Raw genomic sequence first — 23,668 nt, 5'->3', positions numbered from 1 at the left:
ACGAGTGCACACAAAAATGGCACTTGAGGTGACAGAGTTGTGCACAATAAATGCGATCAGTTTTCATATTTTCTCGATTAACTGTCTACAGTGTGATCGCTGCACAATGCTGACGGAGTCCAGTCAGGAAAACCGTTAGAATGCCGGTTTTGCCTACCACGACGCCTCATGACCTCTCCAATCCATACGCTGGAGCAGCATCTGCTCACTTCCCTCGACGCTGCGCCTAGCGAAACCCGCCGGCTGTTCCACGGCCGCGGTCGCTGCTGGCCAGGCCTTGAGCAGATCACCGTTGACTGGCTGCAGGGCGTGCTGTTGGTCGCCCTGTTCCGCGAGCTACCAGACGGCCAGTTGACCGAGCTCGAATCGATGTTGCGTCGCTTGGCCGAACGCCCGCAGTGGACCGGCCAGGCCATCCTGCTGCAGCACCGCTACCTGCCCGACAGTCCCGGGCAGTGGCTTTTGGGCGAGCCTTGCCAGCAACGCGCAGTGGTCGAAGACGGCCTGAGCTACCTGCTCGATCTGGGTGTGCGGCAGAACAATGGCTTGTTTCTCGATATGCGCTACGGCCGCCGCTGGGTACGTGAGCAGGCGGCAGGTAAGCGGGTGCTCAACCTGTTCGCCTACACCTGCGGCTTTTCGGTGGCGGCCATTGCCGGGGGCGCGCAGCAGGTGGTCAACCTGGACATGGCCAAGGCCGCCTTGTCGCGCGGGCGGGAGAATCATCGGCTCAACGGCCACGACGCCTCGCGGGTGGCGTATCTGGGGCACGAACTGTTCAAGTCGTGGGGCAAGGTGCGCAAGTACGGGCCGTACGACCTGATCATCATCGATCCGCCGACGTTCCAGCGCGGCAGCTTCGTGCTGACCCAGGATTACGCCAAGATCCTGCGCCGTCTCCCGGAATTGCTGGGGGAGGGCGGCTGTGTGCTGGCGTGCGTCAACGATCCGGCCATTGGGCCGGAGTTTCTCATCGAGGGCATGGCCGAACAGGCGCCCGAGCTGAGGTTCGTCGAGCGCCTGGAGAACCCGCCGGAGTTTCCCGACGCCGACCCGCAGGGCGGGCTCAAGGCGCTGGTATTCCGCCGACAGGCTTGAGCCCTGCGCGGCTCAGTATTCGGAGAGGGAGAACTCGGTCAAGCAGAAGGTCGGCACGCCGGCCGCCTGCAGGCGCCGCGAGCCTTCCAGCTCCGGCAGGTCGATGATCGCCGCCGCCTCGAACACCTTGGCGCCGGTGCGCCGCACCAGGTTGACCGCCGCCAGCAGGGTGCCGCCGGTGGCGATCAAGTCATCGAAGATCAGCACCGAGTCGCCATCGCACAGGCTGTCGGCATGCACTTCGAGGAAGGCTTCGCCGTACTCGGTCTGGTAGCCCTCGGAGAGCACATCGGCAGGCAACTTGCCTTGCTTGCGGAACAGGATCAGCGGCTTGTTCAGCTGGTGGGCGATGATCGAGCCGATCAGGAAGCCACGCGCGTCCATCGCGCCGATGTGGCTGAAGTCAGCTTCGACGTAGCGCTCGATGAACTGGTCGGCAACGTAGCGCAGCCCGCGTGGCGACTGGAACAGCGGGGTGATGTCACGGAAGATCACGCCCGGTTTCGGGAAGTCCACTACCGGGCGGATCAGGGCTTTGAGGTCGAAGGTGTCGCTAGGCATGGGGCGGGTATCCTGGAAAAACGTGGCGCCAGTATACCCTGGCGCCGCGCTCAGGCGTCCATCGCACCACCGGCCAGGGCGCACAGCTGGATCGGGTCGAGGATGTGTACCTCTTTACCCTCGGCCTTGAGCAGGCCGTTCTGCTGGAAGCGGGTGAACACCCGCGACACGGTTTCCACGGCCAGGCCCAGGTAGTTGCCGATCTCGTTGCGCGACATGCTCAGGCGGAACTGATTGGCCGAATAGCCACGGGCGCGGAAGCGCGCGGACAAATTGACCAGGAAGGTGGCGATGCGCTCGTCGGCGGTTTTCTTCGACAGCAGCAGCATCATCTGTTGGTCGTCGCGGATTTCACGGCTCATCACGCGCATGAGCTGGCGACGCAACTGCGGCAACTGCACCGACAACTCGTCCAGGCGCTCGAAGGGGATTTCGCAGACCGAGGTCGTCTCCTGCGCTTGCGCCGACACCGGGTAGGCTTCGGTGTCCATGCCGGACAACCCGACCAGTTCGCTGGGCAGGTGGAAACCGGTGATCTGCTCTTCGCCGGCATCGCTCAAACTGAAGGTTTTCAGGGCGCCGGAGCGTACCGCATAGACCGAGCCGAAATTGTCACCCTGGCGGAACAGGAACTCGCCCTTTTTCAGAGGACGGCCGCGCTTGACGATCTCGTCCAGTGCGTCCATGTCTTCAAGATTGAGTGACAGGGGTAGGCACAGGGGGGCCAGGCTGCAATCCTTGCAATGGGCCTGACCGTGGGGGCGCAGTTTGACTGGCTCGGACATTTCTTTCGATCCTTGTGGAAAAGCACACATAAGCCGTAAGGGTAACCTACGGGTGGTCTGGAGGCCAGCCTGCACTTCTTTGGTGCGGCTGCTGGATGGCGCACGCGGATAGGCGTGCGCACCCTCTACCGTCCATGGTGTGCCTCACAAGTTGGGCTGTCCATGCGGCCCATCGTCTCGCTGAGGCGTATGAAACTCCTAAATTACGCGGGAAAAACGCTGACGATTCTGTAGGGCCAAGTAAGCATCGAAGACCATGCACACCGATCGCACCAGCAGGCGTCCGGCCGGCAGTACGCGGATACCGCGGGCATCGAGGGTGATCAGACCGTCGCGCTGCATCGCCTGCAACTGCGGCCAGAGGGCTTTGAAATAGCCACGGAAGTCGATGGTGAAAGCCTGCTCGATCGGCTCGAACTCCAGCTCGAAGTGGCAGATCAGTTGTTGGATCACGGCCCGGCGCAGACGGTCGTCCTGGTTGCACAGCAGTCCGCGTTGGGTCGCCAACTGCGCGCTGGACAGGGCGTCCTGATAGGTGTTCAGGTCGCTGCTGTTCTGGCAGTACAGGTCGCCGATCTGGCTGATGGCCGATACGCCCAGGCCGACCAGGTCGCAATGACCGTGGGTGGTATAGCCCTGGAAGTTGCGCTGCAGCGTGCCTTCCTCCTGGGCGATGGCCAGTTCGTCGTCGGGCAGGGCGAAGTGGTCCATGCCGATGTAGCGGTAGCCGGCGGCGGTCAACTGCTCGATGGTGTTGTGCAGCATCTCCAGCTTGACCGCGGCGGCTGGCAGTTCATTGGCGTCGATGCGCCGTTGCGGCATGAAGCGCTCGGGCAGGTGGGCATAGTTGAACACCGAGAGGCGGTCTGGCTGCAGGCGGATGACTTCCTCGACGGTGCGGGCGAAACCTTCTGGTGTCTGCTTGGGCAGGCCGTAGATCAGGTCCAGGTTCACTGAGCGGAATTGCAGGGTGCGTGCGGCTTCAACCAGGGTGCGGGTCTGCTCCAGGCTCTGCAGGCGGTTGATGGCACGCTGCACGGCCGGGTCCAGGTCCTGCACGCCCAGGCTGACGCGGTTGAAGCCCAGTTCGCGGAGCAGACCCATGGTTGACCAGTCGGCTTCGCGGGGGTCGAGTTCGATGCCGTAGTCGCCCGAATCGTCGTCCAGCAGGTTGAAGTGCTGGCGCAAGGTGGCCATCAACTGGCGCAGCTCTACATGGCTGAGGAAGGTCGGCGTACCGCCTCCGAAGTGCAACTGTTCCACGCGCTGACGCGGGTCCAGGTGGCAGGCGATCAGTTGGATCTCCTGCTCCAGGCGTTGCAGGTACGGCGCCGCGCGGGCGCGATCCTTGGTGATGACCTTGTTGCAGGCGCAGTAATAGCAAATGTTGGCGCAGAACGGCACGTGCAGGTACAGCGACAGCGGACGCACGGCCCTGCGGCTTTCGCGCAGGGCATGCAGCAGGTCGAACGAGCCCACTTCGGCGTGCAATTGCACGGCAGTCGGGTAGGAGGTATAGCGCGGCCCGGCCAGATCGTAACGACGGATCAGGTCGGGGTCCCAGTGGAGTTCGTCGAGCATGTGGGCAGTCCCCGAATAGAGCGGCAGTGTCCGGAGTCTAGAATTGTCTGTAGGAATCAGCCTTGACCTGCATCAAGCGCGGTGCCAGGCGCGAACGCCCTTTCATGTTGCCGTCGGGGGGCACGCCTGCCTCATGCCCCGCGCAGTAGGCTCACGTCAGACGCTTTTCGAAGCGAACATCCCCCTCAGGTAACTGTTCCACGGCTTGCCAGCCCAGATGTCGATAGAAGCCGCTAGCGCGGCTAGCTTCAGCAGTTTCAAGCCAGATCGTCTGATGGTGTTGAAACAGATGAGCCTCGGCCTCGTTCATCAGGCTGCGCCCCACTCCACGTCCCTCGAATGCCGGAAGAACGAACGCCGCGAACACGCAACCCTCCTCGGCATCCACCATGCAGAACCCCGCCGCAACGCCATCGACCTCAGCGATCCAAGCGCACGGCGCGTCTTCGATGGATCGTCGTATGGCATCGGGGGTGATACCCATCTCTACCAGTTGGTCATAGGACAGATGGTTTTCCCGAACCCGGGTCCGTATATCAAAAATCGCCTCGATATCGTCCGGATCAGCAAGCCTGATTGTTTTTCTCATAAAGCACTCCTTGGCAAAACCCGCCCACAACTTCTGCAGCTATCGACAGTGATCACGCCACCTCAGTGCAGTGCACGCAATCCGCTCTTCCTTGCCGCTTGCCGCTCAAAGCTTGCCGCTCGCTCTTCAATGCCCCATCAACCAATGCTGATGCGGCCCCGGTAAGGTCCAGAGGCCGAACAGCATCACCAGCACACCGCCCGCCATGCGCACGTGGCGTCGGCGCAGCACGGCGGTGACACGCTCGGCTGCCAGGCCCGTGACCAGCAAGACCGGCCAGGTGCCGACACCGAAGGCGAGCATCAGTAGTGCGCTGTGCACCGCGTTACCCTGGCTCGCTGCCCACAGCAGGGTGCTGTAGACCAGCCCGCACGGCAGCCAGCCCCAGAGCGCGCCGAGCAGTAACGCGCGGGGCAGGCTGGACACCGGCAGCAGGCGCGAAGCGATGGGCTGCAGGTATCGCCACAGCCCGCGCCCCAGCGCCTCGATGCGTGTCAGTCCGCTCCACCAGCCTGCCAGGTACAGGCCCATGGCGATCAGCAACAGGGCTGCCAGAACCCGCAGCATCTGCACCGCCGGGCTGCCGGCCAAGGCCCAGCCGGCCAGGCCCAGCAACAGCCCGGCGACTGCGTAGCTGAGCACGCGTCCCAGGTTGTAGGCGATCAACAGACGCAGGCGACGTGCGCGTTGTTCAGGCGGGATGGCCAGGGTCAGCGCGCCCATCAGGCCGCCGCACATGCCCAGGCAATGGCCGCCGCCGAGCAGGCCCAGTACCAGTGCCGAGACGAGCGCAGGCAGCAGTTCAGGCACGGGGCGAGGCGTCCTGGTCGGTCGCGTCGGGGGCGACGGCGTCGTGCTTGATCGCTGCCTGGTGGCGCGGGTCTTGATCGTCGAACAGGATGCTGTGGGCAGGCCCTTCGAGGTCGTCGTACTGGCCGCTGTCCACGGCCCAGAAGAATACGTACAGCGCCACGCCGACCAGGAGTAGCGCGGCAGGGATCATGATGTACAGGGCGGGCATGCAAAAGTCCTCAGGGTACGCAGGTGCACACGGTCAGGCCTCGGCGCAGGCGGTGACGGGATCGGGCCGGCCTCGACCTTCGCTCGGCGCCGGCAGCCGGGTCAGGCGCAACGCATTGAGCACCACGATCAACGAACTCAATGACATACCGACTGCCGCCCAGACCGGGGTGATCCAGCCGAGCGCCGCGAAGGGCAGCATCAGGCCATTGTACAGCGTCGCCCACAGCAGGTTCTCGAGGATGTTGCGCCGCGTGCGTCGGGCCAGGTCGAAGGCCTGCGCCAGGGCTTGCAGACGGTTGGACAGCAGCACCGCATCGGCGCTGGTCTTGGCCAGGTCGGTGGCCGAGCCCATGGCGATACTGATGTCGGCCGCTGCCAGCACCGGCACGTCGTTGACGCCGTCGCCGAGCATCAGCACCTTGCGCCCCTGCGCCTGCAGCGCCTTGACCCGCGCCAGCTTGTCGTCCGGGCGCAGGCCACCGATGGCCTGGTCGATGCCCAGTTGCGTCGCCACTTCATCGACCATCGGCGACGTGTCGCCAGACAGCAGCAGCGTGTGCCAACCCCGCGCCTTGCACGCCGCGAGCAAGGTCTCGGCATCGTCGCGCAGGCGATCGTCGAGGCCGAACCAGGCCAGTGGCCCCTGCCGGTCACCGAGCAGCAGCCATTGCCCGCGAAGCTCCGGCACCGGCGGCACCTCAGCGCCGCTCAGGGCACAGACGAACGTCGCCTGACCGATGCGCAGGCGTTGCTGGCCGACCTGGCCCTCCAGGCCCAGCCCCGGCATCGCCTGCACCTGCTCGGCCGGCTCGGCGCTGACCCCGAAGGCGTGGGCAATGGGATGTTCGGAGCGGTTTTCCAGGGCCGCGGCCAGGGCCAGGCAGCGCTGCGCCGTCAACTGGCCCAACGGGCGGATGCTGCGCAGCGCCAGTCGCCCCTCGGTCAAGGTACCGGTCTTGTCGAACACCACCGTGTCGATCTGGTTCAGGCCTTCGAGCACATGCCCACGGGTGACCAGCAGGCCAAGCGTGTGCAGGGTGCCGGTGGCCGTGGTGAGCGCTGTCGGGGTGGCCAGCGAGAGGGCGCAGGGGCAGGTGGCGACCAGCATCGCCAGGACGATCCAGAACGCTCGGTCGGCGTCCAGGTGCCACCACCACAGGCCGATGCCCAGCGCCGCCAGCAGGCTGAACAGCAGGAACCACTGCGAGGCGCGGTCGGCGATCTGTGCCAGGCGCGGCTTTTCCGACTGGGCGCGCTCGAGCAGGCGCACGATGGCCGACAGCCGTGAAGCCTGGCCAAGGGCTTCGACCTCCACCACCAGCGTGCTTTCCACGTTCAAGGTGCCGCCGGTGACGCGTTCGCCGGCCTGCCGCGCCTGTGGCAGGTACTCGCCGGTGAGCAGCGATTCGTCGACGCTGGAGCGCCCGTCCACGATGCGGCCGTCAGCCGGAATCACCGCGCCGGGCAGCACCTGCACGCGCTCGCCACAGGCCAGTTCGGACAGCAGCACGCGCTGCGCCTGGCCCTGAGGGTCCAGACGCAGGCACGAGGCTGGCAACAGGTTGACCAACTGCGCGGTGGCCGCTGCCGTGCGTTCACGGGCGCGCCGTTCGAGGTAGCGCCCGCTGAGCAGGAACAGGGCGAACATGCCGACCGTGTCGAAGTACAACTCGCCACGGCCGGTGATCGCGGTCCAGATCCCAGCGCCGTAGGCCAGGGCGATGGCCAGCGATACCGACAGGTCCATGGTCAGATGCCCGGTGCGCAGGTCGCGGGCAGCGCCTTTGAAGAAGGGTGCGCAGCTGTAGAACACGATGGGCGTGGTCAGGAACAGCGCGACCCAGCGCAGGATGGTGTGCAGCTCTGGCGACAGGTCGATGTTGAATTCCGGCCAGGTGGCCATGGTCGCCATCATCGCCTGGAACCACAACAGCCCCGCCACGCCCAGTCGCCGCAGCGCCGTGCGGTTTTCCTGGGCCAGGCGCTCGGCGGCCTGGTCGGGTTGGTAGGGATGGGCGGCGTAGCCGATGCCACGCAGTTCGCCGAGCAGCCGCGACAGCGGCAGTCGCTGGTCATCCCACCTGACGTGCAGGCGATGATTGGACAGGTTCAGGCGCGCCTCGCCCACGCCCTCGAGGTTGCGCAGGTGCTTCTCGATCAACCAGCCGCAGGCTGCGCAACTGATGCCTTCGATCATCAGGGTGGCTTCGGCCAGCGCGCCCTGACGATGGACGAAGCCCTGCTGCACGTCGGCGCGGTCGTACAGCGCCAGTTCGTCCTGCAATTGCCTGGGCAGGGTCTGCGGGTTGGCGCTGCTGTCGCTGCGGTGCTGGTAGTAATGCTCCAGGCCGCCAGCGACGATGGCCTCGGCCACCGCTTGGCAACCGGGGCAGCAGAACGGCCGGGCCTGGCCCAGCACCACGGCGCTGAAGCGGCTGCCGGCGGGGACGGGCAGCGCGCAGTGGTAGCAGGGGATGGGTTGGCTCATCGGGCGAAGTTCTTGTGGCCTGGGATCATGGCTGGTGCTCGGCCCCTTGCAGCGCTTCGTCGCCCAGTAGCAAGGCGACCCCGTGCTCGACCTTCTCCTCCTCGAACAAACGCCACACCTGATCCTGCTCGCTGCCGAGCAGCTCGACGAAGCGCCGGCCTTCGACCTTGTCGTCGAGCTGGCCGACATAGCGCCCGCCCTCCACGCGCAGCAGCTTGACCTTGCGGTCCCTGTCCGGCTGGGTCGGCGAGATCAGGTTCAGCTCCAGACGCTGCGGTGCGCTGTCGCCGCTCAGGTGCAGTTCCACCTCGCCGGTCAGATCGTCCAGGTGCACGCTGGCCCGCAGGTTCAGGGCCTGGGCCAGCATTTCGCGGTCCAGCGACCGGTTGATGCCTTTGCCGGCCTCGTAGTAGTTGTCGTTCACCAGGTTGTCCGGATTGCGCACGGCAATGCTGACCATGGTCAGGCTCAGGCACACCGAGGTGGTCAGGATGCCGATGATGATCCAGGGCCAGAGGTGCTTGTACCAGGGGCTGGTGGCGGTGGCGGTCATGGCGCAGGGTCTCTCTTTCAGCGGATCTGGGGGCCGATGAATCGGCTCTTGGCTTCAACCTGGGTGCCGCTGTCATCGGCATCCTTGAGGATGAAGGTGATGTCGTTGGTGGTCGACGGCAATTGCTCGGGCGCGATGGACAGTTGCACCGGCAAGCTGACGATATCGCCGGCGGCCACCCGCAGTTCGCGCTGGCCGGACAGCTGCAGGCCTGGCAGGCCGCTGGCGTCGAGCACGTAGACGTGGTCGTGCTGGTCCTTGTTCATCACCTTCAGGCTGTACACGTTCTCGATCTGCCCCTGGGCGTTCTCGCGGTACAGCACACGGTCCTTGCTCACGTCGAAGCCGACCAGCGAACGGGTGGCGAAGGCGGTGGCCAGGGCGCCGATCATCACCAGCAGCACCACGGCGTAGCCGATCAGGCGCGGGCGTATCAGGTGGGTCTTCTGCCCTGAGAGGTTGTGCTCGGTGGTGTAGCTGACCAGTCCGCGCGGGTAGTTCATCTTGTCCATCACGCCATCGCAGGCATCGATGCAGGCCGCGCAGCCGATGCATTCGATCTGCAGGCCGTCACGGATGTCGATGCCGGTCGGGCAGACCTGCACGCACAGGGTGCAGTCGATGCAGTCGCCCAGGCCTTTGGCCTGGTAGTCCGCGCCTTTCTTGCGTGGGCCTCGGGTTTCGCCGCGGCGCGGGTCGTAGGAGACGATCAGGGTGTCCTTGTCGAACATCACGCTCTGGAAACGCGCATAGGGGCACATGTACACGCACACCTGCTCGCGCAGCCAACCGGCATTGCCGTAGGTGGCCAGGGTAAAGAAGCCTACCCAGAAGTAGGCCCAGCCATCGGCCTGGCCGCTGAAGAAGTCCACCACCAGTTCGCGGATCGGTGCGAAGTAGCCGACGAAGGTCAGTCCGGTGACGAAGCCGATCAGCAGCCACAGGCTGTGCTTGGCCAGCTTGCGCAGGAACTTGTTGCCGCTCATCGGCGCCTTGTCCAGCTTCATGCGCTGGTTGCGATCACCCTCGGTGACCTTCTCGCACCACATGAAGATCCAGGTCCAGACGCTTTGCGGGCAGGTGTAGCCGCACCAGACCCGGCCAGCGTACACGGTGATGAAGAACAGGCCGAACGCGGCCACGATCAGGATGCCCGACAGCAGAATGAAGTCCTGCGGCCAGATGGTGGCGCCGAAGATGTAGAACTTGCGCTCGGGCAGGTTCCACCAGACGGCCTGGTGACCGCCCCAGTTCAGCCAGACGGTGCCGAAGTACAGCAGGAACAGCACGGCGCCACCGACCATCCGCAAGCGGCGGAACAGTCCGGTGAAGGCGCGGGTGTAGATCTTTTCTCGGGAGGCATACAGGTCGACGGAATCCTTTCCGGTTGCAGGCGGGGTGACATCGTGTACGGGAATCTGCTTGCTCATCATCAAGTCCCACGGCAGTGGAGAAATGCCAGGGCCAGTGCGTGCCGGCCGTGGTCGCGCGCCCGGTGCTGGCGCTCTGCGGGCCATGATACGCCTGTGATGGCAAGGTCGGGCCTGGCTGCGACCTTTAGTCGCATTGGGTTGCGCTCGGTAATCGTGATATGGGAAGTGTCAATTGATTCAGGTCAGTGGCCGGTGGAGTTAACCGCCGGCCACCGCACCTCATTTCGGCTGATCGTCCTGGGTCGCAGGCTTTTCCTGAGACAGGCTGTACACGTAGGCCGCCAGCAGATGCACACGGTCGTTGCCCTGGATCTCGGCCTGGGCCGGCATCTGGCCCTGGCGGCCGTAGCGGATGGTCTGCTGCAACTGAGCGAAGCTCGAACCATAGATGAACGCCTGCGGATGAGTCAGGTCAGGCGCGCCCATCGCCGGGGTGCCTTTGCCCTGCGGTCCGTGGCAAGCCACGCAGGTGCTGGCGAAAATCTGCTGACCCTTGACCGGGTCGGCCTTGGCGTCCTCGGGCAGCTTGCGCCCATCCAGCTGACTCAGCACGAAGGCCGCCACGTCGGCCACGCCCTGTTCGCCGATCACCTCGCCCCAGCCGGGCATGACGCCGTGGCGACCGTTCATGATCGAGGCCTTGATGGTTTCCGGCTCACCGCCCCAACGCCAGTCGCTGTCGGTGAGGTTCGGGAAGCCGTAGGCACCCTTGGCGTCCGAGCCATGGCACACGGCGCAATTGGAGGCGAACAGGCGCGCGCCCATCTTCAGCGCCTGCGGGTCCTTGGCCACCGCTTGCAATGGCATGGCCGCGAACTTGGCGAAGATCGGGCCGAAGCGGGCGTCGGCCTTGGCCATTTCCTTCTCCCACTCGTGCACGCCGCTCCAGCCTGTCTGGCCGTCGCCAAATTCGCGGCGCGAGTCGCTGTCCAGGTAGGCGTAGCCGGGCAACAGCCCGCGCCAATTGCCCAGGCCCGGATACAGCACCAGATAGCCCAAGGCGAAGACGAGGGTGCCCACGAACAACCAGAACCACCAGCGCGGCAGGGGGTTGTCGTACTCCTCGATGCCATCGAAGGCATGCCCGACGGTCTGGTCGGTGAGGTCTTCGCGCTGGCCCTTGCGGGTCGACAGCAGCAGCCAGGTCAAGGCGAAGATCGTGCCCAGGGTCAGCACGCTGATGTACAGGCTCCAGAAACTGCTCATGGTCGCTCGCCCCCCGATGTGTCTCGTGCATTGCGCTCGATCCGGCGCTGGGCCTCGGGATCGTCGGCGAACGGCAGTTGCGTGGCTTCGTCGAAGTCGCGCTTGCGGCGTGGGCTGAACACCCACAGCGCCAGGCCCACGAAGGCCACCAGCACCACAAGGGTGCCCAGGCCTCGAATCGTTCCGATTTCCATGCGCGTCACCGTTTGCTTTTGATCAGGGTGCCAAGGCCTTGCAGGTAGGCCACCAATGCGTCCATCTCGCTCTTGCCCTTGACCGCCTCGCGGGCGCCGGCGATGTCGGCGTCGCTGTAGGGCACGCCGAGCGTGCGCAGTACTTGCAGCTTCTTCGCCGTGTCCTGGCCGTCGAGGTGGTTTTCCACCAACCAGGGATAGGCTGGCATCTTCGACTCCGGTACCACGTTGCGCGGGTTGTACAGGTGCGCGCGGTGCCAGTCGTCCGAGTAGCGTCCACCCACGCGGGCCAGGTCCGGCCCGGTGCGCTTGGAACCCCACAGGAACGGGTGGTCCCAGACGCTTTCGCCAGCCACCGAATAGTGGCCATAGCGTTCGGTCTCGGCCCGGAACGGCCGGATCATCTGCGAGTGGCAGCCCACGCAGCCCTCGCGGATATAGATGTCGCGCCCCTCGACTTCCAGCGCGGTGCGCGGCTTCATGCCCTCCACCGGCTGGTTGGTGACGTCCTGGAAAAACAGCGGCACGATCTGGGTCAGCCCACCGATGCTCACCGCCACCACCATGAAGAAGGCCAACAGGCCGATGTTCTTCTCGACGACCTCATGTTTCATCAGTGCGCTCCCACGACGACGATCTTGGCGGCTTCGTCGGCCTGCGCCGGGTGGGCGCCACGCACCGTGCGCATCACGTTGTAGGCCATCAGCAGCATGCCCGAGGCGAAGAACGCCCCGCCCACCGCGCGCACGATGTAGCCCGGATGGCTGGCCTGCAGCGCTTCGACGAAGGAGTAAGTGAGCGTGCCGTCGTCATTGATCGCCCGCCACATCAGGCCCTGGGTGATGCCATTGACCCACATCGAGGCGATGTACAGCACGGTGCCGATGGTGGCCAGCCAGAAGTGCGCGTTGATCAGGCCGACACTGTGCATCTGCGCGCGTCCATAGAGCTTGGGAATCATGTGGTACAGCGCACCGATGGTGATCATCGCCACCCAGCCCAGAGCGCCGGCGTGAACGTGGCCGATGGTCCAGTCGGTGTAGTGGGAGAGGGCGTTGACGGTCTTGATCGCCATCATCGGGCCTTCGAAAGTGGACATGCCGTAGAACGCCAGCGACACCACCAGAAAGCGCAGGATCGGGTCGGTGCGCAATTTATGCCAGGCCCCGGAGAGGGTCATCATGCCGTTGATCATGCCGCCCCAGCTCGGCGCCAGGAGGATGATCGACATCACCATGCCCAGCGACTGGGCCCAGTCGGGCAGGGCGGTGTAGTGCAAGTGGTGCGGGCCGGCCCAGATGTACAGGGTGATCAGCGCCCAGAAGTGGACGATCGACAGGCGATAGGAATAGATCGGCCGCTCGGCCTGCTTGGGCACGAAGTAATACATCATCCCGAGAAAACCGGTGGTCAGGAAAAAGCCGACGGCGTTGTGGCCGTACCACCACTGGATCATCGCGTCGGTGGCACCGGCGTAGGCCGAATACGACTTGAACAGGCTGACCGGCAGGGCTGCATGGTTGACGATGTGCAGCATGGCGGTGACCAGGATGAAGGCGCCGTAGAACCAATTGCCGACATAGATGTGCTGGGTCTTGCGCCTGACCAGGGTGCCGAAGAACACCACGGCATAAGCCACCCAGACAATGGCCAGCAGAATCGCGATCGGCCATTCCAGCTCGGCGTATTCCTTGGTGGTGGTGTAGCCCAGGGGCAGCGTGACCAGCGCCCCAACGATCACCGCCTGCCAGCCCCAGAAGGTGAAGGCGGCCAGGCCATCGGAGATGAGTCGGGTCTGGCAGGTGCGTTGCACCACGTAATAGCTGGTGGCGAACAGCGCACAGCCGCCGAAGGCGAAGATCACCAGGTTGGTGTGCAGCGGGCGCAGGCGGCCGAAGCTGGTCCAGGGCAGGTCGAAGTTGAGGCTGGGCCAAACGAGCTGCGAGGCGATGAACACGCCCAGGCCCATGCCGAGGATGCCCCAGACCACGGTCATGAGGGCGAACTGGCGGACGACTTTGTAGTTATACGCAGGCGGACTGATGGCTGTGTTCATGCTGGGGTTCCACGCTTTGACTGTTCTTGTGGGTGGAAAAAACGCTGTCAGGGCACGCAAAGCCCTGCACTGCTTCCTGTCCGTGACTGCGGGGCAGTTGACGATCAGGCAGGCCGAGTGAGTGTACACAAACAAATCACTGTTATGTGTACCGTTTCTCAAATTTTTCTGATCGATCGGTCAGGGTTTTTTCCAAGCCGTTTTCGCGCGCCGGGCATCGGGCCATAGGCGAACGGTCGCCAGCTTAGAGGTCGTGGGCAGGGGAGGAAAGGCTCAGAACGGCACGCCCCCTGTGACGGTGCAGATGCGGGAATGTCCCGTACCTGCACCCCCGACAGAGGGCGCGGTGTTAGCGGGGTTACTGATTGCTTGAGGCGTGCGCTGGCTCACACGTCGGCTATTTAATTCCCGTGCAAGTGCTGCTTGAGCAAAGCCGTGAATATAATCACGGCCGTACTCAAGCAACTACCTTCGAGATTGCAGGTGCTCGAGCATAGTGCTTTGAAAAAAGCGCATAAGCCGGCTCGAAAAGCGTGCTCACCGGATCACATTTTTTGGCCTAGGGATGCCCATGAGCTGTTTAAGCATTGAAGATCTGCAGAACCCAGCCTCATGATGCGAATAAGCAATTCCTGAGCTCTCAAATTTCCCCCATATTTTGTCCAACGATAGCTCATTACCTTTTTTGACCATCAGGACGTCGACGCTGTAGGACTTTGCAATCAACTCAAGATGCTCTACCGAATTGTGTTCGAAATGGCTTAGGCTATAATTTGCCGTTAATTTCCCACCCTCCATATCTTTGATTCTCAGGGTTTTGGCTTTGCCTGCAGCTATCAGGTGCGCGGGGCGCCATTCTTTCACAAGCATTCCATTGGCGGAGCGCTGTAACTGTGTTGGGCCGCTGATCGTTCCCGTTGCTGGCGCGTAATAATGAAGCGTACTATTTGCCGGGACTGTCGCTGAACCGCCAAGAATCTTGTTTTGACCGTGGGCTGAGTAATACAAGGTCTCGGACCTTTGCGCACCACTTCGTACGATAATGAAGTCACCGAGATCCTCATGATGCACACCCCCCGCAGCGGTACGTCTTACTGGTTGTGGTGATTGAGCAGGCGATGCGGTTCTTTGACTGTTCCTGAGATTTCTCAGGACTTTTGTCGGGCTAGCATCAATCAAGGCTTCAGACACATTATTCGATACGCGCATGCGTATTCCACGCAACTGCTGCAGGCCTCGAGCGGAGCTCTTCACCAGGGACGGAAGCGCAGTCAAAGCCGCAACCGCCTGCGAAGCCATCGATGCCCACCCCAGTTTCTCTGCCAGTTCCGGGTTGTCCTGTTCCACGGCCATTTTCGTGACGTCCAGTGCTACCGAAACCATCGTAGTGACTCCCAGCACCGCGGCGACCGTACTTGACAAGCCGCCAGCCATCCCCGGAAGACTCGCCAATGCCATCACGACGTGACCTGCCCCTTCCAGGCGCGAGGACAACCGCGGGTTGCTCTGGCGCTGGGCCATGCCCGCGGCGGTGACGGCCGCCCCCGCCATGATCGCGGTACAAAGTGCCATGCCGATCCCGGCCATAACCGGCCCCGCCGACCCAAACGTCAGGATGGTCGCCGCGATAGCGACAACCACGAAAACCGCCAGCGCAACCCATTGCCACCAGGGAACCACCTCATGCACCGGCGGCTGGGTTGCACTGATTGCCGAGTCAAGCCGAGCCAGGCTTTGAGCTTGATCGCGCCGGCTGAGCATGATGTGGCCGCTGGGGTCATGCCAATTCACAGGGTCCCCGCCGGCGCAGTACGCCCGGTCATTGAGCCCGCCAGCGCCAAACGGGCTCCAGTCGTCACGTTGATAGAACGCCCGGTGACGCGGGTCATAGACACGATAGCCATTGCCCAGATGAGCGCACCCGGTCGCAGGGTCCAGCCGTTGCCCGTCGCGGCCCAGGCCACTGAGCATCGCTTGAGTGCTGGACACTGGCGCTTCGCCCCAGGGCGTAAACGCCAACGACCGGTGCTGCCAGGCACCCTTGGCATCCACCCAGTACTCATCGCCACCCGCCTGTTGCGGGTCGCCCAAGATGAAGAGTTGTGTCTCTGTCGCTCCCTGACAATGCTTGATCACCATGCCAGCGTACTCGTCCAGGGTCAGCGTACGAGTGACCTTGCCCTTCGTGTCCAGCCAGGTTTCACCGCAGAGCACATCATCTGTGTAAGCGAGAACACGACGCTGCTCAGCCGCGCCAATCCATTGGCTGACCAGGCAGTCGTTCTCGTCGTACTCGTAATAGCTTGAAGGCGTGTCCTGGTTCTTTTCGGTGACCGAGCGCAGCCTGCCGGTATCCGAGTAGGCAAGGGTTTGCTCGCGTTCGTTGAGCGTCAGCCGCCCAGCGTCATCGTAGGTGTAGCTCAATGATCGAAGCGTACCGGCCTTGCCGCCCTTTGGCGTGAGCTGGGTACTTTGCCGAGTACGGCGGGTGGGATGATCGCTGTCATACTCATAGATCACGCGTTCCACGTCACCATTGCTGCGTGTACTGCTGCACTCGGTAAGGTTGCCCAGTGCATCGTACTGGTAACTCTGCTCTTTGATGGAGTGCCCCTCGGCATCCTTGACCTCATCACCCGAGATCGCCTCGACCGTCCACTTTTGCAGCTCATCACGCGTACCGTCCACACTGGTGTAGTAGATGAATGTCTCGGTACGAGCCGGCGTGGATTGGCCATCGCGGAACAAGACTTTGCTGGTCAGCTGTCCGATGGACGACCAGGTCTGCACGTAGCGCGTCTTGGTCTGGTCATCGAGCCGATACAGCCTTTCAACTTCATTACCCAGCTTGTCGTACGTATAGGACACGGCCATGGTTCGGCCTGTGTTCAGGTCACGCACGGTCATGCGCTGGCATTGGCCCAAGGCGGTGTATTCATACCAATACTCCAGCGAGCCACGGACAACGCGGTCACATTGTCCCTGCGGACCACTCCAGGCGCGGGTGCTCACGCCATTGGCATGTTTCGCCTGCTGCACACGGCCACGCAAGGACACCAGGGCCTCCTGCCGTTGCCGCTGAGCATGCACGGTGCGGTTGAAGTGCCAGCCGCCCAACAGCAGCGGGGTCATTGCCTCACTGGTGACTTTACTCTGCTGGGTACCCTGCGCCGGGCGCTCGGCCTTCAGCGACTGAGTCACCTGGTTAAATTTGAACGACGCCAGCAGTGTGCCGGTACTGTCACTTTTGTTCTCTACATACCACTCGACACTGTGGTCGGTTTCTTTGCGGTACAGTTTCTTGCCGTCAGGCCCCGTGAGTTTTCCGGCTCGATCACTGTAGGCCAAGCCTTTTTTACCCCCGACGACCAAGCCAGTCACAAGGTCACCCTGGTTACCGCCGCCCTCCAGCGTCTGGTTGCCGAGCAACTGGCTGTTCTTGCCTTTGGCCTTGATGCTGACGGTTGTGGGTACCGCACTCATGCCCTGGTAGTTCCAGGTGACGACTGACTCGTCGGGTTGGGTACGCGACAGCGGGCGATCCAGGTCATCCCAGGTCGTGGTCCACTCCCGCGATTTGAATGTTCCGTCCTCCATCGGCACATGCTGCTTGAGGGCCACGGTGCGCCCACGGGCATCGATGAGCTCCTCGACTCGCAGCGCTTTGGCCTCATTGCTGCTGTCATGCCCACTCCAGAGCGCAGACGACAACGTCACGGATCCTGTCGCATGGTTTACCTGCTGCTCCCGGCGGGTGTGCTGGATGCCGTCAGGCAAGAGCGCCAGCGCCGACTGCTGGGTGAGCGTCTGTTCATCCTTCGCGTTCTTCTTCAGCACAGGGTCGGTATGTGCCTGCCAGAAATGCTGGTGCAGCTGGGTGGGTGCCTGAAGGTCCTTGTCATTGTGAGTGCACAGGCCGCCAGGCAGGAAATCGTAGGCTTTGACCTTTTCCGGAGCCTCGCCGCGCCCCCAGGTACTTTCCTCCAGCAGCACGAATTCGCTCGTGTCGCTCGCTTCACGTTGCATTTCGCGTCTGACTGCGCGCTGCAAGCCGTCGTACAGCGTGCGCTGCTGGCGGCCGTCCGCGTTGAGGGTTATCAACCAGGTGCCCGAACCCGTTTCCGTGTGGGTGATGCGCTGTTGTTCGATCGGCTTGAGCGCTTTGACCTCTCCAGAATCGAACGCCTTGGCATCGTACGGGTACGTCACACTGTGGGCCCCTCGGCCACGGGTGTCGTAATCATGGCAGGAGAAACGCACAGGCTTACCGTCACCATCCTGATGCGACTCGCGCAGCAGCCGACCACTGAACGCCGACTGGATCTGCTGGCTGAGGATGGCATCGCCGCCCGCGATCAAAGGGGCCGTGGTGACGAGCTTCCAGGTGTTGGGCTGTTTTCCTGGGTAAGTGGTTTCCGTGATCGTCTGCGTGCTGCGAACGGTGTTGTCCTTGTACCAGGTGGTGGCTGTCCGGGTGATGCTGCGCAATGCGCCGCTCACTTTATTGGCTTGGCTCTGGATCAGCGTAACTTTGATGCCACCCCAGGATTGGGCAAGCGAGACCGTCCAATCCTTCGCCTCAGGCGCGACACTGTCAAGCGTTACACCCTCCAGAATTACTACCGTGTCAGGCATCAATCGGCCCTGTGCATCCTTGGTAGCCTGCGCATAGCCACAAAGCGTCAGGGTGGCCGCCGAAGTGGCCGTGCCGTCGAACGCCAGGTATTCCAGGCGAGCCATCAATGGTGGTTGGTGGGGGTCGACGATCTTCGGGCAGACCAACCCGGCGGCATCCGCCAGCAAGGTTTCGTCAGCAAGTTTGAGCCCGCTGATCAATTCACTGATCACGGGCAATTGATCGCCGCGAGTGCCCTTATCGGTGTCCGCTCCTGAGTAGTACCGCACGCAGGTCGTCTGCCCATCACTGGTAACCGTCGAGCTCGGTTGACCGTGTTTGGTATAAGCAGCCAATGTGCTTTCGACTTGCGAGGCATTCGAAGACGATCCGTTGGTTGTGTCGGTCATGATAGGTCCACCGCAATTGAAGTTTCGACTGGCGATTCAGTGGTGACTTCGATTTTGACAGGGCGTGAGAGTGCCAGGTGCCTGTAGCTATTTGACGCGGCGGTGTCAGGGTATGTAAAGCGCGTCGTACGCAGGGGAGCGTCAGGCTGATATTGAATGATCGTGTCCACCACGCGTACGCCATTGTTGAATGTCCACGACGTTTCGATGAAAGGGCAAGGGGACTTATCAACAGTGCTGAGTCGCTGTTCGCCAATGTTGAATATCGACGACGGTTCGATGACAGGATAAAGGGACTTTCCAACACGGCTGAGTCGCCATTTACGCGACCTCTCAATTATGTATTCACCTGTCCATTCATAGCAATGAGCGATGCACTGCTGATTGGCGCCGGGCACCAATGTATGCATCTCGACGCGTGGCGCCACGGCGCGTTCGAAACTCGAAGATTCGTATTGAACGGTTTCCAGTGAGCCGTCTTCTTCGAGAATACCGGTCAACACCTGATCCAGCACTGGATCGAGCTCATAGTTGAAACGAACATACCGCTCAGGCGTTGAATCCTGCCCAGCACGATGACGCGTGATCGACTTCAACAGGCAGTTTTGGATATCCAGCGTGACATCGTAGCTTTCAGCGGTGTCAGGCCATACCGTGAAGGTGCTTTGCGACGAACCTTGAGCAACGATTGAATCATGTTTGGCCCTTAACAGCACTGTATCTGCGCCTGCGTCTGCAATGCTGTCTAGCCGGATGTGCCCTTTAATGCCCTGCCATGCCAGCGTGAGTTCTCCACCTTGTGGCGAGAGGATGCGCGACGTTACCAGCACCAGACTTTCGCGCTCGATATCCGCCAGTTCTGCTTTCCAGGCGTCGCGTTGTTTTTTTAGATTGGCGATTTGTCCGCTTGTGATGTTTTCCTTGTCGATCCATCGGGTCAGGTTTTCGATGATCTTTTCCAGCTTGGCCTTCAGCGCTGCTTTGTACGCGGCCCCCGCTTCTTTCCCATCATGCGAGATGGGCAACGAAAGCACTTCCTGGCGTCCCTCGGCACCTGCTGGCATTTGGATAGTCAGGGAGGTCCATCGATTTTCGTCGCCCTCGACAGCCGTAATTCTGTAACCCTCTTGATCAAGAAACTTCGTCTTGGCGGCGCTCAGTGATTTCATTTGCGCCTTGGTCAGGGTCACTGTCTGGCCCGTGCTCAACGTCAGTACTCGCCGTCGATTGTCGAAGTAGGAGAAGCGGAATGCCCAACCATCGCCCAGTGCCCCTTCATTCGCACGTACCGCCGAATAATGAAGCGTCAGGTCCAACTCTGGACCTTCACCTCCAAGCCCCCTGAGTGTGCCAACTGGATAGTGGGCATGAAACAAACCCGTGTTTTCGTCTACCCCATTTTCCCGAGCGCCGCCTGTATCGTAGACATGCGCGCCGAGGGTCATGCAACGGTCAGCACAAAGCGTATCCTCGGGGCGGAATAGTTCGATGTGATCAGGTGGCATCTCCAAGTCAAGTTCGAAAGGGCGGACCCAAGGGCTTTGAAAATCACACTCAGCGCCAACCACTCCTACCGATGCCGACGGTGAAGTGTGGAAAGAGGGAGATAAATACAATGTATCTGAACTGTCCTTTTCGTACCCGTCCTCGTTCGCGAATGCCGGGTGCTGCTCATCCCTCGTCTGGGGAAGTACTCCCGGAGGCATCACGTACAAAAAGCGTATACCTTCGCTTAGGGATTCCGGCTTGAGCTTCAGTTGAAGCCGTCGGTCAGCCATTATCATGGAGTCGCCAGATAAAAAATTCTGACAAGAGGGTAAAGGAATACCGAACCTACCAATACGCGTCGGTCTGTCCGAATCCTGTGTGTTTGAAAAAGGGTCTTGAAAATGCTCTTTGGCTACGATCGCCACTTGCAACGTGCCGCCATAGTCGCTTATTTCTTTCGGGCGTTGTATATGTAAAGTGGCGACCATGCCAAGTTTTCTAGGCAGCCATAAAACAGACGTGTCTTCGGTGTTCTCAGCGCCATTACTTGATAAGGTTTGATCCGCGAAAACTGCTCCGGGGATGCCGCCGCGTCGCATAGCATCCATCAGCTTTTGGGTAAATACCTGAGGGGTCTCGGTGTATGCAATGTGCCCAGCTGAATACTCTACGCATACGTGATAGCACACGTACCCCGTGCGAATGTCGTGCAATGTCACTTCCAGTGGATAGAGAGTCCAGTGTCGGTCGAGCGCCGCTGTAGGTCCATGATCCGTGAACTTCTTCACGGCCAGCACGAAATTATCCTTTTCCGCTTGATCAATAGCACTCTGCATAGCCTGTGTCAGTCGGAGTAACTGCTCTTTGATTGGAATGGGTTCATCGATGAGGCCGTTTTCAGGTACCAGCGGCACCCACTCATCGTTTTCCTCCAAGGGCGTGCTCATCAAGATGCGCAAGGGAATTCCCGCGCATTTCCATTGCCCAGAGGCACCATTGGCCTTGTCCAGTTCCAGGGCAAGGTAATCACTCAACGAAGAGGCTTGCAGCATTCTGGCCAACGCCGCCGGCCACTTATCCTGCTCAAGCTCATCAGCACTAGCCTTGAAGACGACCGGTGAACCCTTCAACGGCATACCCGTGACATCATCGTGTACATGAACGCGCAGTTCTTCCTCCGCCGCGAGTGCCCGTGACGCGACAAAGTTGCCGTGAAAGACCCAAGGCGCGGGGTTCACGGTAACTGACAGTTCCGACAGTTGGGGTATCCACAGCGCGTTTCCCTGGTCGTTTGGCGCAATACTGATACCGTCATCCGCCAGCACACCGGCCCGCAGAATTTCGCTACCCTGCATCACCGCGTCACACAGCAATTTGGCGCGATCAGAGGGGGCGCTGTTCACCTCGAAGCTCACCACAATCGACTCCAGCAAGCCCTGGCTGGTGCGGTCACGTACCTGAACGCAAAGGCGCTGGCTCGTCTGGAAGTCGATATCTGCCAGATCGTGAGCCATAACCTGATTGGCAGCGAACGGTGCATTGCTATACAGCCGTGCACGGGATGAAAGCACCCATAGGCGATCGCAGTTCGCATGGGAGGACGCCGCGATGAATTTGGATGTGGAATGGCTTACGGTGCCCGCGCTGAACGTGGTGCCTTTGATGACGCCTGCATGCAGCAACTTGGAATGGTCGACCTGCGTCTTATCATTGCGGATCGCGTTGATCAATGCTGTCGGCCATTGATCTCGAGTGTGATTGGCCTGCGTGGCCTTCAAAGCGACCACCTTCAACACTCGCCCGTCCTGCCGATCAACCGCCCATACACGGATGACCTCATTCAACGCCAGGTCTCTGTCAGCCAACAAGTAACAAGGCGACGTCCATTCACATCGCTCAGCACCAATACGTTCTTCCGCGAAACCAATCATGCTGGGTAGGGCGTCGTTGAACGACGTGGAAACTACGTTCATGAGAGCTCCTTTTCGGTGTCTGCCATTTCGTGGACTTATGTATCCTGGATGCATCGAGCGGTCGGCGTGTGTCTGACGTCGCCGTATGCCTCTAATGTGGTGTGCCCTGCGGCTTGGTAGCGCAATCGGTGAGTTGGCCAGGTTGCCTGCGGTGCGAATCTTTACTCACTGTCTTCCCCTGGCAGGCGTTCGGCAACTCACAAAAATGACAGTGGGTATGCGTACAGTTGGGGGCATTCGAGGTCCAGGGCTTACCGGCATCGTCATCGACTCGAAGAGGGGCGCGGAGACTGTTGAGGGGGATTTGACGCAAGAGGAACTCGAGCAAGTCGGCTGATGCGTTGGTCGAGGTCTTGATGGACGATGCTGGCAGGGCCTGGCGTATGTCTAACGCGTGTCAGGCTTACGGGGAGGGCGGGCTGTTCTGGCGAAAGAAGCGCCTGAGCAGCCCGCCTGGGTGTTACTCGTGGGTAGCGTTTACAGGATCCTGCGACAGGCTATACACATAGGCGGCCAACAGGTGCACCTTGTCGTTGCCCTGAATATCGGCCTGGGCCGGCATCTGGCCCTGGCGGCCGTAGCGGATGGTCTGCTGCAACTGGGCGAAGCTCGAACCGTAGATGAACGCTTGCGGGTGGGTCAGGTCCGGGGCGCCCATGGCCGGCGTGCCTTTGCCTTCAGGGCCGTGGCAGGCCACGCAACTGCTGGCGAAGATGTCCTTGCCCTTGGCCGCGTCGGCTTTTACGCCTTCCGGCAGGCTGCGTCCGTCCAGGTTGGTCAGCACGAAGGCTGCCACGTCCGCCACGCCTTGTTCACCGATCACTTCGGCCCAGGCGGGCATCACGCCATGGCGACCATTCATGATCGACGCCTTGATAGTCTCCGGCTCGCCGCCCCAGCGCCAGTCCTTGTCGGTCAGGTTAGGGAAACCGTAGGCGCCCTTGGCGTCGGAGCCGTGGCACACGGCGCAGTTGGAGGCGAACAGGCGTGCGCCCATTTTCAGCGCCTGTGGATCCTTGGCCACGTCCTCGACCGGCATGGCGGCGAACTTGGCGAAGATCGGACCGAACTTGGCGTCGGCCTTGTCCATCTCCTTCTGCCATTCGCCGACTTGGGTCCAGCCGTCCTCGTAGCCGGGCAGGATGCCTTTCCAGTTGCCCAGGCCTGGATAGAGGATCAGGTAGCCGACCGAGAACACCAAGGTGCCGACGAACAGCCAGAACCACCACTTGGGCAGCGGGTTGTCATATTCCTCGATGCCATCGAAGCTGTGGCCCATCGTCTGGTCGGTGGTATTGCTGCTCTCGCCCTTGCGGGTGCCCAGCAGCAACCAGGTCAGGCCGATCAGGCTGCCGAGGGTCAGTACGCTGATGTAGGTACTCCAGAAGGTGGTCATTGCCCGTTACTCCTCACCACTGCAGTCACGGCTGCGCTCGCAGCCGCGGGTTCCTGCCCGGCAGGGGGCAGGCGGTCGTCGTCGAAGGGCAGCAGGCGCGCTTCGGCGAAATCACGGTCGCGGCGCCGGTTGAACACCCACAGCGACAGGCCGATGAAGGCCACCAGCACCACCAGGGTGCCCAGGCCGCGGATCATGCCGATGTCGAATTCCATCGTG

18 protein-coding genes are annotated in these 23,668 nt (G+C 61.8%); 1 reads left to right on the top strand and 17 read right to left on the bottom strand.

The annotated features are described in order from the left end of the window. The first annotated feature begins 168 nt into the window (after positions 1–168). Complete coding sequence (locus Q6A47_RS02055) at positions 169–1,098, top strand: class I SAM-dependent methyltransferase (RefSeq protein WP_304482790.1); 930 nt, start codon at positions 169–171, stop codon at positions 1,096–1,098. Between the two features lie 12 nt (positions 1,099–1,110). Here Q6A47_RS02055 and Q6A47_RS02050 read toward each other — a convergent pair whose 3' ends face one another. From Q6A47_RS02050 to Q6A47_RS01970, 17 genes are all read right to left on the bottom strand, one after another. Continuing rightward, complete coding sequence (locus Q6A47_RS02050; protein WP_029614985.1) at positions 1,111–1,659, bottom strand: adenine phosphoribosyltransferase; 549 nt, start codon at positions 1,657–1,659, stop codon at positions 1,111–1,113. Between the two features lie 50 nt (positions 1,660–1,709). Beyond that, entirely contained in the window at positions 1,710–2,444 is a 735-nt protein-coding gene (gene fnrA / locus Q6A47_RS02045) for a Crp/Fnr family transcriptional regulator FnrA (protein ID WP_029614986.1), read from the bottom strand. A 198-nt stretch (positions 2,445–2,642) separates the two neighbouring features. Continuing rightward, positions 2,643–4,025, bottom strand: a complete 1,383-nt coding sequence (gene hemN, locus Q6A47_RS02040) for an oxygen-independent coproporphyrinogen III oxidase (protein WP_039578847.1) — start codon at positions 4,023–4,025, stop codon at positions 2,643–2,645. A gap of 151 nt (positions 4,026–4,176) precedes the next feature. Next, positions 4,177–4,614, bottom strand: coding sequence for a GNAT family N-acetyltransferase (locus Q6A47_RS02035; RefSeq protein WP_304482789.1), 438 nt, complete (start codon positions 4,612–4,614; stop codon positions 4,177–4,179). A 126-nt stretch (positions 4,615–4,740) separates the two neighbouring features. After that, the gene (locus Q6A47_RS02030) at positions 4,741–5,424 is read right to left on the bottom strand and encodes a sulfite exporter TauE/SafE family protein (protein WP_304482788.1); all 684 of its coding nucleotides are present in this window, start codon (positions 5,422–5,424) and stop codon (positions 4,741–4,743) included. Beyond that, positions 5,417–5,635, bottom strand: coding sequence for a cbb3-type cytochrome oxidase assembly protein CcoS (ccoS, locus tag Q6A47_RS02025; RefSeq protein WP_039578843.1), 219 nt, complete (start codon positions 5,633–5,635; stop codon positions 5,417–5,419). The genes Q6A47_RS02030 and ccoS overlap by 8 nt, the downstream gene beginning before the upstream one ends. A gap of 33 nt (positions 5,636–5,668) precedes the next feature. Next, positions 5,669–8,125 carry a heavy metal translocating P-type ATPase gene (locus tag Q6A47_RS02020; protein ID WP_304482787.1) on the bottom strand — a complete coding sequence of 819 codons (2,457 nt, stop codon included), beginning with the start codon at positions 8,123–8,125 and terminating at the stop codon, positions 5,669–5,671. Positions 8,126–8,150: 25 nt separating this feature from the next. Further along, a complete protein-coding gene (locus Q6A47_RS02015) occupies positions 8,151–8,678 on the bottom strand; it encodes a FixH family protein (RefSeq protein WP_304482786.1) in 528 nt (175 codons plus the stop codon). Positions 8,679–8,695: 17 nt separating this feature from the next. Beyond that, the gene (gene ccoG, locus Q6A47_RS02010) at positions 8,696–10,108 is read right to left on the bottom strand and encodes a cytochrome c oxidase accessory protein CcoG (RefSeq protein ID WP_029615020.1); all 1,413 of its coding nucleotides are present in this window, start codon (positions 10,106–10,108) and stop codon (positions 8,696–8,698) included. Between the two features lie 222 nt (positions 10,109–10,330). Then, a complete protein-coding gene (gene ccoP, locus Q6A47_RS02005; RefSeq protein WP_039578839.1) occupies positions 10,331–11,317 on the bottom strand; it encodes a cytochrome-c oxidase, cbb3-type subunit III in 987 nt (328 codons plus the stop codon). Continuing rightward, positions 11,314–11,511 (bottom strand): CcoQ/FixQ family Cbb3-type cytochrome c oxidase assembly chaperone, encoded by a 198-nt coding sequence (locus Q6A47_RS02000; protein WP_039583234.1) that lies wholly within the window; start codon positions 11,509–11,511, stop codon positions 11,314–11,316. The genes ccoP (Q6A47_RS02005) and Q6A47_RS02000 overlap by 4 nt, the downstream gene beginning before the upstream one ends. Positions 11,512–11,516: 5 nt before the next feature. Continuing rightward, on the bottom strand, positions 11,517–12,125 hold the full coding sequence (gene ccoO, locus Q6A47_RS01995; protein ID WP_039578836.1) for a cytochrome-c oxidase, cbb3-type subunit II: 609 nt from the start codon (positions 12,123–12,125) through the stop codon (positions 11,517–11,519). Beyond that, entirely contained in the window at positions 12,125–13,567 is a 1,443-nt protein-coding gene (gene ccoN / locus Q6A47_RS01990) for a cytochrome-c oxidase, cbb3-type subunit I (RefSeq protein ID WP_304482785.1), read from the bottom strand. Before ccoN ends, ccoO begins: the two co-directional genes overlap by 1 nt. 537 nt (positions 13,568–14,104) lie before the next feature. Next, a complete protein-coding gene (locus tag Q6A47_RS01985; RefSeq protein ID WP_304482784.1) occupies positions 14,105–18,592 on the bottom strand; it encodes an RHS repeat-associated core domain-containing protein in 4,488 nt (1,495 codons plus the stop codon). Then, positions 18,589–22,053, bottom strand: a complete 3,465-nt coding sequence (locus Q6A47_RS01980) for a hypothetical protein (RefSeq protein WP_304482783.1) — start codon at positions 22,051–22,053, stop codon at positions 18,589–18,591. The genes Q6A47_RS01985 and Q6A47_RS01980 overlap by 4 nt, the downstream gene beginning before the upstream one ends. Positions 22,054–22,513: 460 nt before the next feature. Beyond that, positions 22,514–23,449 (bottom strand): cytochrome-c oxidase, cbb3-type subunit III, encoded by a 936-nt coding sequence (ccoP, locus tag Q6A47_RS01975; RefSeq protein ID WP_039578824.1) that lies wholly within the window; start codon positions 23,447–23,449, stop codon positions 22,514–22,516. Beyond that, positions 23,446–23,664: a cbb3-type cytochrome oxidase subunit 3 gene (locus tag Q6A47_RS01970; RefSeq protein ID WP_029614905.1), complete on the bottom strand. Its 219-nt coding sequence runs from the start codon at positions 23,662–23,664 to the stop codon at positions 23,446–23,448. The genes ccoP (Q6A47_RS01975) and Q6A47_RS01970 overlap by 4 nt, the downstream gene beginning before the upstream one ends. Positions 23,665–23,668: the final 4 nt, after the last annotated feature.

The sequence above is a fragment of the Pseudomonas boreofloridensis genome (genome assembly GCF_030580795.1).
Taxonomy (GTDB): domain Bacteria; phylum Pseudomonadota; class Gammaproteobacteria; order Pseudomonadales; family Pseudomonadaceae; genus Aquipseudomonas; species Aquipseudomonas boreofloridensis.
This window is presented reverse-complemented; position numbering and strand designations above follow the sequence as displayed.